Source organism: Porphyrobacter sp. CACIAM 03H1 (assembly GCF_002215495.1).
GTDB lineage: Bacteria > Pseudomonadota > Alphaproteobacteria > Sphingomonadales > Sphingomonadaceae > Erythrobacter.
Map to the genome: position 1 here is coordinate 2,250,240 of NZ_CP021378.1, position 13,394 is coordinate 2,263,633.

Sequence of the window (13,394 nt, forward strand, 5' to 3'; positions counted from 1 at the left end):
AAGATGAAACCGCGAAAATGTCGCAGTCATGCGCCATGACGTGCCGCGCTTGCGCCGATCAGGAGGGCGAGAACCGCTCCGGCTCGAGGCCCAGCTCGCCGATCCGCTTGCGCAGCGTGTTGCGGTTGATCCCCAGCAATTGCGCCGCGCGCAGCTGGTTTCCGCCGGTGCGGCCGAGCGCATATTCGATCAGCGGCTTCTCGAAGGCGGCAAGCGCGCGGTGGTAGAGGCTGCCGGGCGGCGGGCTCTCGGCGGTGAGCCAGCCCGCCAGCGCCGCACCGAAGCCGCCCTGCCCGCCCTCGCCCGGGACGCTCGCGGGGGTGATCTCAGGGCCGATGATGTCGCCCACGCTCTCGGCGTCGATCCTCTCCTCGCGCGCCATCAGCGCAAGCCGGTGGACGACGTTGCGCAGCTCGCGCACGTTGCCGCGCCAGGTGCGCTGCTCGAGCCGCTCGAGCGCCTCGGCGCTCAGCACACGGCGCGGCAGGCCGTCCTCCGCCGCCTGCACGAGGAAGTGCTGGGCCAGCGCGGCGATATCCTCGCGCCGCTCGCGCAAGGGGGGCAGCACGATCGGCACGACGTTGAGGCGGTAGAACAGGTCCTCGCGGAAGGTGCCCGCCGCGATCATTGGCGTGAGGTCGCGGTGGGTCGCGGCGATGATCCGCACGTTGACCGCGATTTCCTGCCGCCCGCCCACGCGCCGGATGCGCCCGGATTGCAGCGCGCGCAGCAGTCGGGTCTGGGCCTCGGCGGGCATGTCGCCGATCTCGTCGAGGAACAGGGTGCCGCCATTGGCCTGCTCGAACTTGCCGATCGCCTGGGCAATGGCGCCGGTGAAGGCGCCCTTCTCGTGGCCGAACAGCTCGCTTTCGACGAGGTCGGCAGGGATCGCGGCAGTGTTGACCGCGACGAAGGGCCCGGTGCGGCGGTTGCCGAGTTCGTGGATCGCCTCGGCCACCAGCTCCTTGCCGGTGCCGCTCTCGCCGGTGATGAGCACGGTGAGATCGTTGCGCAGCACCCGCGTGATCATGCGGTAGACGCCCTGCATCGCCGGACTGCGCCCGACCAGCGGCATCCGCTCGCCCTCGCCCGGGATCGCGGCACCGGCCTCCTCGCCCGCAGGCGCGCGCGATCCGGCCGCCTGCCGCACCGCCTGCACCAGCTCGTCGAGATCGAAGGGCTTGGGGAAATATTCGAAGGCGTCGCTCTCGCTGGCGCGCACCGCCGTATCAAGCGTGTTCTGGGCCGAGAGCACGATCACCGGCATATCCGGCGCGCGCTCGCGCACCGCGGCGAGGCTGGCAAGGCCATCGCCGTCCTCGAGGATCACGTCGGTCAGCATCACCCCGAAGCGCCGCTGATCGAGCTGGCGGTCGCGGGCGGCGATGCCGGTGCAGTGGACGATGGTGAAGCCCTCGTCCTCGAGCGCAGCGATGATCACCGTCGCGATCGCGGCGTCATCTTCGACCAGCAGGACCGGGCGCGAGGTCGGCATCGTGTCAGACCTCATCCGGCGCCTGCGGCAAGTGCAGGCGGAAATGGGTGAGCCCGGCGCGCGCGTCGCGATCGTGGCTGACGTTGCCGTTCATGTCGCGCACCAGCTTGCGCACCAGTGACAGGCCGAGGCCCTGCCCCGAGGGCTTGGACGAGACGAAAGGCTCGAACACGTGGTCGCGCAGGGCCGGATCGATGCCCCGCCCGTTGTCGGAGACCGTGATCTCGATCGGCAAGGGCACGGCGCGCCCGTTGCGGATGGCGCTGAAGGCAAGGCCGCTGACGAAGCGGGTCTGGACGGTCACCACCCCGCCACCGGCGCCGGGGCCGCCCGGCCCCAGGGCGGCGTCGCGGGCGTTCGAGACGAGATTGATCAGCACCTGCTCCAGCGCGTCGCGGTTGGCGAGCACGGGTGGGAGCGAGGGATCGAACTCCTCGCGGATCTCTACCTCGCCGAGCGCGCTTCCGGCGGCGCGCATGGTGGCGACCGCAGCACGGATCGCCTCGTGCGGGTTGCAGGCCTCCACGGGGCCGGTGCGGGTGCTGCCCAGCTGCTGCATCCGGTCGATCAGCCGGGCGATCCGGTCGACTTCGTCGGTGATCATGCGCGCCAGCTTCTTGTCGGCGTGGGGGAGTTTGCGCGCGACCAATTGCCCCGCTCCGCGGATCGCGGCGAGCGGGTTCTTGATCTCGTGCGCCAGCACCGCCGGCGCGCCCAGCATCGCCTCACCCCCCGCGGGCCCTGCCGCCTCGTCGTGGCCGATCTGCGACAGCGTCACCACCCGCCAGCCCGGATAGCCGCCGAGCGGCGAGGCGGTGATGTTGACGCGGACCTCCTGCGCGCCGCTGCGGATCGCCTGATCGCGCGCCACCAGCGCCTCGTCACCGGCGAGCAGCCGCGCCTCGACGCGGGGATCGAGCGGGCCGATCCGGTCGGTCAGCCGGGTGCCCACGAGGCGCACCGCGCTGGTGCCGAGCAGGTCTTCGGCAGCATGGTTCACTTCGGCGATGCAGCCCTCGGCATCGACCAGAACCACGGCGAAGATGAGCCCGGCAAGCTGCGCGCGGGCATCGGGCCTGGCCTCGGACTGCGGCTCCACGGGAATGCTGGCCACGCTCAGGCGGCCTGCTGCATCAGGAAGGGGGCGTAGAACCGCTCGAGTTCGCCGAGAACCTGATCGGCATCGTCGATGAAGTTGACCTGGTTGCGGAACTCGGCCGAGCCATGAAGGCCCTTGGTGTACCAACCGAGATGCTTCCGCGCCATCTTCACGCCGGTGTCGCGGCCATAGTGGTCGAGCATCCGCTTGTAGTGCTCGACGACGAGGGCATATTGCTCGTCCATGCCGGGGGTGGCGCGGGCCTCGCCGGTGCGCCACCAGTGCATCACCTGCCCGAGCAGCCACGGCTTGCCATAGGCGCCGCGCCCGATCATCAGCCCGTCGGCGCCCGATTGCTCGAGCGCCCTGGAAGCGTCCTCGATGGTGCAGATGTCGCCGTTGACGATGACAGGGATGTTCACCGCTTCCTTGACCTTGCGCACGAAGGCCCAGTCGGCGCTCCCCTTGTACATCTGGTTGCGGGTGCGCCCGTGGACAGTGACCATCTGCACGCCGAGATCCTCGGCGATGCGGGCGAGCTCGGGGGCGTTGAGGCTGTCGTGGCACCAGCCCATGCGCATCTTGACGGTGACGGGCACCTTCACCGCCTTGACCGTCGCCTCCATCAGCCGGACCGCGAGCGGCACCTCGCGCATCAGCGCGGAGCCGGCGAACTGGCCAACGACCTTGCGCACCGGGCAGCCGAAATTGATGTCGATGATCGCCGCGCCGTTGCCTTCCTGGATCTTCGCCGCCTCGGCCATGCTGGCGGGGTCGCAGCCGACCAGCTGCATCGAAACCGGCTCCTCGATCCTGTCCCACGCGGTCTTCTGCGTGCTGACCCGCGTCTCCCGGATCGCCGCCTCGCTCGCCACCATCTCGGTGACGTTGAGCCCCGAGCCGTAGCGCCGCACCAGCGTGCGGAACGGCATGTCGGTGACGCCGGTCATCGGCGCGAGCACGACGGGCTCAGCCACGGTGACCGGGCCGATGGCGATCGGCTTCAAGGGCGGCGGAGGGGGAAGCGTGGTCATGTCGGGGGCATTGCCTAAAATATGGGCAGGCGCATAGTGGATTGCCGAAAGGCCGTCCAGTGCCTAAGCGAAGGTCCCGATGGCCGGTCCCGCCCCCCTCCCTCCCTTCGCAGCGATCGTGGTGGCGGCAGGCAAGGGTCTGCGCGTTGGCGGGGATAAACCCAAACAATTCAGGGACTTGAACGGAAAGCCGGTGATCCGGTGGTCTATCGAGGCACTCGCACACGCGGGTGCGGATGTGATCGTAACGGTGATCGCACCCGAGACCCTTGCCGAGGCCGAAGCGGCGCTGGCCGGGATTGCGGGGCTCGTGTTTGTCCCCGGCGGAGCGACCCGGCAGGACTCGGTGCGCGCCGGCCTGGAGGCGCTGGCGGAGCGCGCGCCTGACCGTGTCCTGATCCACGACGCGGCGCGGCCTCACCTGCCACGCGAGGTGATCGCCCGCCTGCTCGCCGCGCTGGAGGAGCACCCCGGCGCGATCCCCGTGCTGCCGGTGGTCGATAGCCTCGCGGTGGCAGGCGAAGGCGGCGTGATGGCCGGCAAGGCGACCCGCGAGGCGCTCCGCCGCGTCCAGACCCCGCAGGCCTTCCGCTACCCCGCCATCCTCGCCGCCCACCGCGCCTGGGATGGCCCGACCGACGCGGGCGACGATGCCCAGGTGCTGACAGCCAGCAAGGGTTCAGTCGCGCTGGTCGATGGGGACGAGCGCCTGAAGAAGATCACCTTTGCCGAGGACCTCATGGACCAGACCACCCTTCCCGCCTTCCGCATCGGCCAGGGCTTCGACGTGCACCGGCTCGAGGAAGGCGAGGAGCTGTGGCTTGGCGGGGTGCAGATCCCGCACGACAAGGGCCTTGCAGGGCACTCCGACGCAGATGTGGCGCTTCACGCCATCACCGACGCGGTGCTCGGCGCGGTGGGCGAAGGCGACATCGGCACGCACTTCCCGCCCAGCGACCCGCAGTGGCGCGGGGCGCGCTCGGGGCAGTTCCTCGAACACGCCGTGGGCCTCGCGCGCGGCGCGGGCTATGCCATTGCCAATGTCGACCTGACGCTCATCTGCGAGGCCCCGAAGATCGGCCCCCACCGTCCTGCGATGCGCGCCGAGGTTGCGCGCCTGATGGGGCTCGCCGAGAGCGCCGTCAGCATCAAGGCCACCACCACCGAGAAACTCGGCTTCACCGGCCGCGGCGAAGGGATCGCCGCCCAAGCCATCGTCCTTGTCACCCGCACCCCTTGAGGAGCCCCGCCATGACCCACCGGATGATCGCCCCCGCTCTCGCGCTTGCCGCCCTCGCCACGGCGCACACCGCGCAGGCCCAGCAACAGGCCTGCGTCGCCCCTGCCGACCTGTCGGACGCCGTGGTCTACGCCATGCCGATCGCCTATGACGCCGCCCGCACCTCCTGCGCCAACCGGCTCTCGGCAAACGGCTTCATCGCGCGCCGGGGCGACAACTACATTGCCCCCTTCCGCGCCGGGCAGAGCAAGGCATGGCCGGGCGCCTTCCGCTTCCTGAAGACCTTCATGGAGCAGGATGCAGCAGCGGGCGAGGCCGGCGGCATGGACATGAAGGCGATGCTCTCGGCCATGCCGGAAGACTCGCTGCGGCCCTTCGTCGATGCGCTCGTCGGCCAGATGATCGCCGAGCAGATCAAGGGCGACAGCTGCGGCAAGATCGAGCGCGGGCTGGAACTCCTGAGCCCCCTGCCGAGCGAGAATGTCGGCGGGCTGATCGCCTTCGTGGTCGAGCTTGCCGATCTCAAGAACCCGCCCGTCTGCACCGCCCCTGCCCCGGCGCGCGCGGCCCGGTAAGCGCCATGCCGAACGCGCTCCTGCCAGACGATATCGCCGCCCTTGCCGAGCGCGTCGTGTCCGAGAACACTGCACTCGGGCGCAAGCTCGCCACGGCGGAAAGCTGCACCGGCGGGCTGGTGGCAGGCGCAATCACCGAGATCGCGGGCTCCTCTGCGGTGCTCGACCGCGGCTTCGTGACCTATTCGAACGAAGCGAAGATGGAGATGCTCGGCGTGTCGCGCGATATCATCGAGACTTTCGGTGCGGTCTCGATCGCATGCGCCTGGGCAATGGCCAAGGGCGCGCTGGAGCGGTCAAAAGCCGATGTCGCGGTGGCGATCAGCGGGGTCGCCGGCCCGGGCGGCGGCACCGCGCTCAAGCCGGTGGGCACGGTGGTCTTCGCCCGCGTGGTTCGCAATTCGGTCGGCGAGCCGGAGGGCGAGCTCAGGTTCTTTGAAGGAGGGGACGGCCCCGGCGGCAGAGCGGAGATCCGCCGTCAGGCGACGCTCTGCGCGCTCGAATTGCTGCTGCCGTAAAGCTGCGCCGCGCGCGCCTCGAAGGCCTCTACCATCTTGCGGAAGGCCTTGTCGAAATACTGCCCGGCAATGCGCTCAAACAGGCGGTTCTTGAAGGTGAAGTCGACGAGGAAATCGATCTCGCAGGTGTGATCGTCCACCGCGCGGAACGTCCAGACGTTATCGAGATCGCTGAGCGGCCCGTCGAGGTAATGGACATCGATCTCGCGCGGCCGATCCTTCTTCACGCGCGAGGTGAAGCTCTCGCGGATCGCCTTGAAGCCCACCACCATGTCGGCGACCATCTCGGTCTCGCTGTTCGAGCGGACACGGGTGGCGATCACCCAGGGCAGGAACTCGCCATAGCGGCCGACATCGGCGACCAGATCGAACATCTGCTCGGCGCTGTAAGGCAGGCGGCGGGTCTCGCGAATTCCCGGCATCAGGCCTTACGCCTTGGCCCCCGAACGCGCCGCTTCGCGCGCAAGCTTCTCCTCGCGGGCGGCGCGCATCTTCGCGAAATCGTCGCCCGCATGATAGCTCGACCGGGTCAGCGGGCTGGAGGCGACCTGAAGGAAGCCCTTCGCCCGGGCAATCGCACCATAGGCGGCGAAGGCCTTGGGCGTGACGAATTCCTCGACCTTGGCGTGCTTGGGCGTCGGCTGGAGATATTGCCCCATGGTGATGAAATCGACCTCTGCACTGCGCATGTCGTCCATCACCTGATGCACCTCGAGGCGCTGCTCGCCCAGCCCCAGCATGATCCCGGACTTGGTGAAGATCAGCGGATTGTGCGCCTTCACCTCCTCGAGCAGCCGCAACGAGGCGTAGTAGCGCGCACCGGGGCGGATCGTGGGATATAGCCGCGGGACGGTCTCGAGGTTGTGGTTGTACACGTCCGGCCCCGCCTCGCAGATCATCTCCACCGCGCGCCGCATCTTGCCGCGGAAATCGGGGGTGAGGATCTCGATCGTGGTGTTCGGCGTCGTCCGGCGCAGCGCCTCGATCACCTTGACGAATTGCGAGGCGCCGCCGTCCGGGAGATCGTCACGGTCGACGCTCGTAATGACGATGTGCTCGAGCCCCATCTTCGCCGCGGCGATCGCCGTGTTCTCGGGCTCGAAGGGATCGACCGCGCGCGGCATCCCGGTCTTGACGTTGCAGAAGGCGCAGGCGCGGGTGCAGACATCGCCGAGGATCATCACCGTTGCGTGCTTCTTGGTCCAGCACTCGCCGATGTTCGGGCAGGCGGCTTCCTCGCACACGGTGTGGAGGTTCAGTTCGCGCATCAGGCGGCGCGTTTCGTTGTAGCCCTCGCTCACCGGCGCGCGCACGCGGATCCAGTCGGGCTTGCGCTGGCGGGCGGGCCGCTCCTCGGAAGGGGTCGGCTGCGGCGGGCTGGAGAGGTCGTTCATGAGGGCCATTTAGGCGCGCACGCGCTGTCCCGCAAGCGCAGGGGGGACTGCCATTCTTGCGAAGTGCGCAGCCGCACTGCGTAGCGGCGCAATGACGGACACCACCTTGAGAAACATCGCCCTGCTGATCGACGCGGACAACACCAGCCCGCAAGCCATCGATCCGGTGCTGACCGTCATGGCCGAGCTGGGCCAGGTCAACATCCGGCGCGCCTATGGAAATTTCGCCAAGGACAACCTCGCCAAGTGGGACCGGATCACCAACAAGTTCGGCATCCGGCCGCAGCAGCAGTTCGACATCTCGAAGGGCAAGAACGCCACCGACATGGCGATGACGATCGACGCCATCGATCTCCTCTACCAGGGCAAGGTCGACGGCTTCGGGATCATGACCTCGGACAGCGACTTCACACCGCTCGTCACGCGCCTGCGGCAGGACGGTATCCTGGTCTACGGCTTCGGCGAGAAGAAGACGCCGGAAGCATTCCAGGCGGTGTGCACGCGGTTTCTCTACATCGACGAGCTGATCGCCAGCACCCGCGACGAAGCGCCCGACCCGAAGCCTGCAAGCAAGCTGGCGGTGGACGACCTGCAGGAGCTGATCCTTGCCGCCTATCGCGAAGCGAAGCGCGACGACGAGGGCTATGCCCTGCTCCAGCAGGTCGGGCAGATCGCAGGTAACCGCTCGAGCTTCGACGTGCGCAACCACGGCTTCAAGCGCCTGTCCGATCTCTTCGCCTCGCTCGACAACTTCAAGCTCGAACGCCGCGACAATCAGGTCTACGTCAAGCGCCTGCGCTAATCCGCTGGCCGACACAAGGAAAGGGCGCCGGAGCGGTTGCCCGCCCGGCGCCCTGTCCTGCTTCAGCCTGCAACGCTGGCCGTTCAGCCGCCCGTGGCGCCGCCGGCCTGCTCGGCATAGGCGGTCCACAGCATCGCGATCGGCGCACGCGGACCTTCGACCTTGGCGAGAGTGGCGCGGGCCGCAGCAACGTCACCAGCCCCGATCTGCGCGATGCCGAGACGGGTGAGCGCGAGGTTGCGGTCAACCTCGGGCATCGTCAGGCTGCGCTCGTAGAAGCCGGCGGCCTTGGCGTATTCGCCGTAGCTTAGGAAGGTATCGCCCGCCGCGATCACAGTGCGCAGCCGCGCGGTCGGCGCGTTGGCGTCACGCTCGAGCACCGGCAGGGCCTTCTGGTCTTCCGCGATTAGGCCGCTGGCGGTCTTGAACTGCTCCTCGACCCAGCTGTCGCTGCCCTTGGGGATGACGCCGGTCGCGTAGGCATCCTCGATCACCGCCTTGACCTCGACCGGCAGGCGGCGGGTGTCGGCGGATTCGATGTAGAAGACGTAGTCGTTCTTTTCCTTAAGCGTGCCGACTTTCTTGCCGAGGCGCAGCAGGTCGAGCAGCACCGGGCCGTCGTACTCGTTGAGGTTGCGGGTGAGGTTGACGGCATCGCGCCAGTTTTCCGGGGTCGGGTAATCGCTCACCCAGGCCTGGACGAAGTCGTAGACCTGCGGGACGATCTCGTTGGTGTAGGCGACCGAGACGCCGCGCTTGTACCAGCGCACGTCGACCGGCTGGCCGGCAGCCTTCTTCGCGGCGATCGCGTCGCTCAGATACTTGAGGCCCTCGGTGAAGCGGTCTTCCGAGAAGTAGAGCTCGGCCATGTTCATCTGCAGGTCCGAGGTCGAGACGTTCGGCGCACTGTAGCCGAGGTCGATCGCCTTCTGGAGGTAGCCGCGGGCCTTGTCGTACTGCTTGAGTTCGTTGGCGATCTGGAAGGCGACCAGGTTGAACTTGCCCGTTTCCTCGGGCTTGACCTTGCCGCTCGCCAGCATCAGCTCGACGCCCTGGAACTGCAGCGGCAGATCCTTGGCGTTGATTCCCGTGTTGAACATCATGCCGCCTAGCGCGAGCTGCTCGTCGGGCGAGGTGGCCAGCGGCAGGAGCGCGAGAACCTGCGGCTTGAGCGCCGCGAGGTCGGCCGTCGGCGCGCGCAGGGCCGTGTCGATCGGCTGGTAGGCCGCAACGAATTCCTTCGAATAGACCGGCTTGCCGGCGTCGGCCTTCTCGTCCTTCTTCTTTTTCTGGGCATAGGCCGCGTCGGCAAAGCCCGGCACGGCCAGCACGGCGGTGCCGCCGGCGAGCGCCATGGCCAGCGCAAGCTGGCGCGCGAGGCGGGTCGAGGCACGGGGCGAAGACATATTGGTCACTGCATCCTCCACAAGTAGCGCAGCCGGGCGCCCCTTGCCGGAGCACGCCCTGCGACGGAATCCGGACGGACCTTTGAACGGCTCGCGCGGGATTTGCAATTGCCGCTAGCCGCGCCGTGCTGAACGGGCTTTGAATGCCGTCGTGACGATTGGCGCGGCCGGGGCTTCCAAGTGTGGAAAAATGCACCCCGTTCCCGCTGTGTTCTGCCTGGGTGGTGGCGAAGTCCCCGTCATGTGCCTAAATGGTGGGAACCCCCCGGCCCTGATATGGCCCGGCCCGCCGAACGCGGCACCAGACACAAGCAGAAACGGCCCCGACCTTGAGCGACGACAGCGACATCCTCGATTCCACCCCGCCCGCACCCATGGGCGGCTTCGACCGCATCGACATCGTCGACGAGATGAAGTCGAGCTATCTTGACTATGCGATGAGCGTCATCGTCAGCCGCGCGCTGCCCGACGTGCGCGACGGGTTGAAGCCGGTGCACCGCCGCATCCTCTTCGCCAGCCAGGAAGGCGGCTTCGTCGCCGGGCGGCCCTATCGCAAGAGCGCCAAGATCGTTGGCGACGTGATGGGCAACTACCACCCGCACGGCGACGCGGCGATCTACGATGCCCTCGCCCGCATGACCCAGCCCTGGTCGATGCGCGTGCCGCTGATCGACGGTCAGGGCAATTTCGGCTCGATGGACCCCGATCCGCCGGCCTCGATGCGCTACACCGAGGCGCGGCTGGCGCGGGTCGCGAACTCGCTGCTCGACGATCTCGACAAGGACACGGTCGACTTCACCGACAACTACGACGGCAGCCGCAAGGAACCGGCCGTCCTGCCCGCACGCTTCCCCAACCTGCTGGTCAACGGCGCGGGCGGGATCGCAGTCGGCATGGCGACCAACGTGCCGCCGCATAACCTCGGCGAAGTGATCGACGGCTGCCTTGCCTTCATCGAGAACCCGCACATCACCTCGGAAGAGCTGATCCGCTACATCCCCGGCCCCGACTTCCCGACCGCGCCGCTGATCCTCGGCACTCACGGGGCGCGGATGGCCTACACCACGGGCCGCGGGTCGATCCTGATGCGCTGCCGCCACGAGATCGAGCGCGGCCGCAACGAGCGCCAGTCGATTGTTTTCACCTCGATCCCCTACCAAGTCGGCAAGTCGAACCTCGTCGAGAAGATCGCCGAGGCCGCGAAGGACAAGCGCATCGAGGGCATCGCCGACATCCGCGACGAAAGCTCGCGCGAGGGTGTGCGCGTGGTGGTGGACCTGAAGCGCGACGCCACGCCGGAAGTCGTGTTGAACCAGATCTGGCGGCACACGCCTGCCCAGTCGAGCTTCCCCGCCAACATGCTGGCGATCCGCGGCGGCCGCCCCGAAACGCTCACCCTGCGCGACATCGTGCAGAGCTTCATCGCCTTCCGCGAGGAGGTCATCACCCGCCGCACCAAGTTCGAATTGAACAAGGCGCGCGAGCGGGCGCACCTGTTGCTCGGCCTCGTGGTCGCGGTCTCGAACCTCGACGAGGTGGTGGCGATGATCCGCTCCGCCCGCAATCCGGCCGAGGCCCGCGCGCGGCTGCTCGCCAAGGAATGGCCGATCGGCGACATCGCACAGTATATCCGCCTGGTCGAGGCGATCGAGCCTAACGCGGACGAGAGCGGCGGCACCTATCGCCTGTCCGAACGGCAGGTGAAGGCGATCCTCGAACTGCGCCTCCACCGCCTCACCGCGCTCGGCCGTGACGAGATCGGCGACGAGTTGAAGGGCCTTGCCGCCGCGATCGAGGAATATCTCTCGATCCTCGCCGACCGGGTGAAGCTCTACGAGGTGATGCGCGGCGAACTCGAGGAGATCAAGGCGACCTACGCCACCCCGCGCCTGTCCGAGATCGCGCCCGCATGGGACGGTCTCGACGACGAGGACCTGATCGAGCGCGAGGAGATGGTCGTCACCGTCACCCACGGCGGCTACATCAAGCGCACCCCGCTCGACACCTTCCGGGCGCAGGGCCGCGGCGGCAAGGGCCGCTCGGGCATGGCGACCAAGGACGAAGACGCCGTCGTCGAGCTGTTCGTGACCAGCACCCACAACCCGGTGCTGTTCTTCACCAACACCGGGCGCGTCTACCGCATGAAGGTGTGGAAGCTGCCCGAAGGCGGCCCCCAGACCAAGGGTCGCCCGATGGTCAACCTCCTTCCGCTGGGCGAGGACGAGCGCGTCACCAACGTGCTGCCCCTGCCCGAGGACGAGGCGAGCTGGGCCGACCTCAATATCGTCTTCGCCACCGAGCAGGGCATGGTCCGCCGCAACTCGATGGACGCCTTCGCCAACATCCCGACCGCGGGCAAGTATGCGATGGGCTTCGTCGAGGGTTCGGGCGACCGGCTGATCGGGGTGCAATTGCTCACCGAAGACCAGCAGATCTTCCTCGCCAGCGACAGCGGCAAGGCGATCCGCTTCTCCGCCACCGACGCGCGCGAGACCAAGAGCCGCACCGGCATCGGGGTACGCGGCATGAGCCTGAAGAAGGGCGGCAAGGTCGTCAGCATGGCGGTGCTTGCCCCGCTCACTGCCGACATGGAAACGCGCGAGGCCTACGTCCGCGCGGCGGCATGGAAGAACAACGGCGCCGTGCCGACCCTGCCCGCCGATCAGGTGGCGGCAATGGCGGAGGCCGAGGAATTCATCCTCACCATCACCGCCAACGGCTACGGCAAGATCTCGTCGGCCTACGAATACCGCACCACATCGCGTGGCGGACAGGGCATCACCAATATCGGTGCGCCCGAGAGCAATCCGGAACGCAACGGCCCGGTGGTTGCCAGCTTCCCCGTCAAGCACGGCTCGCAGCTGATGCTGGTGACCGACCAGGCCAAGCTGATCCGGCTCGGCATCGACTTCCGCCACCTGATCGAGGGCGGATTCGAGAGCCTCAAGGGCTTCAGCATCTCGGGCCGCGGCTCGTCCGGCATCCGCATCTTCGATGTCGCCAAGGGCGAACACATCGTCGGCGCGGCGCTGATCGACGAGACCGAGGAGCCGGAGAACCCGGCCGAGGAAGCGATCGCTGCGGAACTTGCGGGCAAGACCGAGCCGCCCGTCACCTGACGGGCTGCTCACCCCTCAGGCATTGCACGATCCCGGTGGCGATCATGACCTGCCCGGCATAGTAGATCGGCCAGATCAGCAGATCGGGCAGCGGAGCGAGGTTGATCGGCCCCATGCGTGAGAAGATCAGCCAGTCGCTGATCACGAACAGCACCGCCCCGGTGCCGACGCGGTAGCGGGGATAGTGGCTCATCCAGGCCGCGCTCGCCATTGCGCCCAGAAAGGCGCCATAGATGGCGACCTCGGCCGCCCCGCTCAGCAGGAAGCTGACCAGCGGGGTTCCGATCAGCAGCCCAGCCCCGATCATTTTCTGGGTCGGCGAGGGGCGCGGGTGGCGGTTGGTCAGGTAGAGGATCACGGCCACGATATGGGCGGAGGCGAAGAAAGCGCCGCCGATTACAAAATTGAGATCGATCGCCACGTCGCCCGCCGCCGCCAGCACCAATGCCACAACCAGCAAAATGCCGTCGCGCCCCCGCCACTCCGACGGAACGCGCACCCACGAATAGACCGCGAGCAGGCCGACCGAGGCGCCCTTGGCGAGGAGGCCCCAGGTGCCCTCCCCCACCGGGTTGTCGCGCAGGAAGTAATAGGCGACCGCCGCCGCGATGCTCGCCAGCAGCCACGGCCGTTGTTCGATCAGTGCTTGCCTCGCCATTCGGTCCCGTCCCTGTCGCAAACCCCTTAGGGCTTGCCGGGGGGCTAACACGCA

12 protein-coding genes are annotated in these 13,394 nt (G+C 67.9%); 5 read left to right on the top strand and 7 right to left on the bottom strand.

The features are described 5' to 3' along the window. Positions 1-58: 58 nt before the first annotated feature. Genes ntrC through dusB form a run of 3 tightly spaced genes read right to left on the bottom strand, consistent with a single transcriptional unit; the run spans position 59 to position 3,628 of the window. Positions 59-1,495, bottom strand: coding sequence for a nitrogen regulation protein NR(I) (ntrC, locus tag CBR61_RS10765; protein ID WP_088914358.1), 1,437 nt, complete (start codon positions 1,493-1,495; stop codon positions 59-61). A gap of 4 nt (positions 1,496-1,499) precedes the next feature. Then, positions 1,500-2,609, bottom strand: coding sequence for a two-component system sensor histidine kinase NtrB (locus CBR61_RS10770; protein WP_088914359.1), 1,110 nt, complete (start codon positions 2,607-2,609; stop codon positions 1,500-1,502). Between the two features lie 2 nt (positions 2,610-2,611). Next, complete coding sequence (dusB, locus tag CBR61_RS10775; RefSeq protein ID WP_088914360.1) at positions 2,612-3,628, bottom strand: tRNA dihydrouridine synthase DusB; 1,017 nt, start codon at positions 3,626-3,628, stop codon at positions 2,612-2,614. Positions 3,629-3,707: 79 nt separating this feature from the next. On the opposite strand from dusB, the gene CBR61_RS10780 reads away from it, so the two are divergent. From CBR61_RS10780 to CBR61_RS10790, 3 genes are read left to right on the top strand one after another with little or no spacing between them, the layout of a single operon-like run. Beyond that, complete coding sequence (locus CBR61_RS10780) at positions 3,708-4,868, top strand: bifunctional 2-C-methyl-D-erythritol 4-phosphate cytidylyltransferase/2-C-methyl-D-erythritol 2,4-cyclodiphosphate synthase (RefSeq protein ID WP_088914361.1); 1,161 nt, start codon at positions 3,708-3,710, stop codon at positions 4,866-4,868. An 11-nt stretch (positions 4,869-4,879) separates the two neighbouring features. Further along, entirely contained in the window at positions 4,880-5,443 is a 564-nt protein-coding gene (locus CBR61_RS10785) for a hypothetical protein (protein WP_088914362.1), read from the top strand. A gap of 5 nt (positions 5,444-5,448) precedes the next feature. Next, the gene (locus CBR61_RS10790) at positions 5,449-5,961 is read left to right on the top strand and encodes a CinA family protein (RefSeq protein WP_088914363.1); all 513 of its coding nucleotides are present in this window, start codon (positions 5,449-5,451) and stop codon (positions 5,959-5,961) included. Here the strand turns inward: CBR61_RS10790 and CBR61_RS10795 are convergent. Together CBR61_RS10795 and lipA are read right to left on the bottom strand one after the other, a co-directional pair. Beyond that, entirely contained in the window at positions 5,922-6,383 is a 462-nt protein-coding gene (locus CBR61_RS10795; protein ID WP_088914364.1) for a type II toxin-antitoxin system RatA family toxin, read from the bottom strand. The genes CBR61_RS10790 and CBR61_RS10795 overlap by 40 nt on opposite strands. 6 nt (positions 6,384-6,389) lie before the next feature. Next, positions 6,390-7,355: a lipoyl synthase gene (lipA, locus tag CBR61_RS10800; RefSeq protein ID WP_088915580.1), complete on the bottom strand. Its 966-nt coding sequence runs from the start codon at positions 7,353-7,355 to the stop codon at positions 6,390-6,392. A 91-nt stretch (positions 7,356-7,446) separates the two neighbouring features. Between lipA and CBR61_RS10805 the strand changes: the two genes are divergently transcribed. Beyond that, complete coding sequence (locus tag CBR61_RS10805) at positions 7,447-8,157, top strand: NYN domain-containing protein (RefSeq protein ID WP_088914365.1); 711 nt, start codon at positions 7,447-7,449, stop codon at positions 8,155-8,157. A gap of 83 nt (positions 8,158-8,240) precedes the next feature. On the opposite strand, the gene CBR61_RS10810 is transcribed toward CBR61_RS10805, so the two are convergent. Continuing rightward, a complete protein-coding gene (locus tag CBR61_RS10810; protein WP_157696565.1) occupies positions 8,241-9,572 on the bottom strand; it encodes a hypothetical protein in 1,332 nt (443 codons plus the stop codon). Between the two features lie 320 nt (positions 9,573-9,892). On the opposite strand from CBR61_RS10810, the gene gyrA reads away from it, so the two are divergent. Then, on the top strand, positions 9,893-12,682 hold the full coding sequence (gene gyrA / locus CBR61_RS10815; RefSeq protein ID WP_088914367.1) for a DNA gyrase subunit A: 2,790 nt from the start codon (positions 9,893-9,895) through the stop codon (positions 12,680-12,682). Here the strand turns inward: gyrA and CBR61_RS10820 are convergent. Then, the gene (locus tag CBR61_RS10820; RefSeq protein WP_088914368.1) at positions 12,675-13,340 is read right to left on the bottom strand and encodes a lysoplasmalogenase family protein; all 666 of its coding nucleotides are present in this window, start codon (positions 13,338-13,340) and stop codon (positions 12,675-12,677) included. The two genes, gyrA and CBR61_RS10820, sit on opposite strands and share 8 nt — an antisense overlap. Between the last annotated feature and the right edge of the window lie 54 nt (positions 13,341-13,394).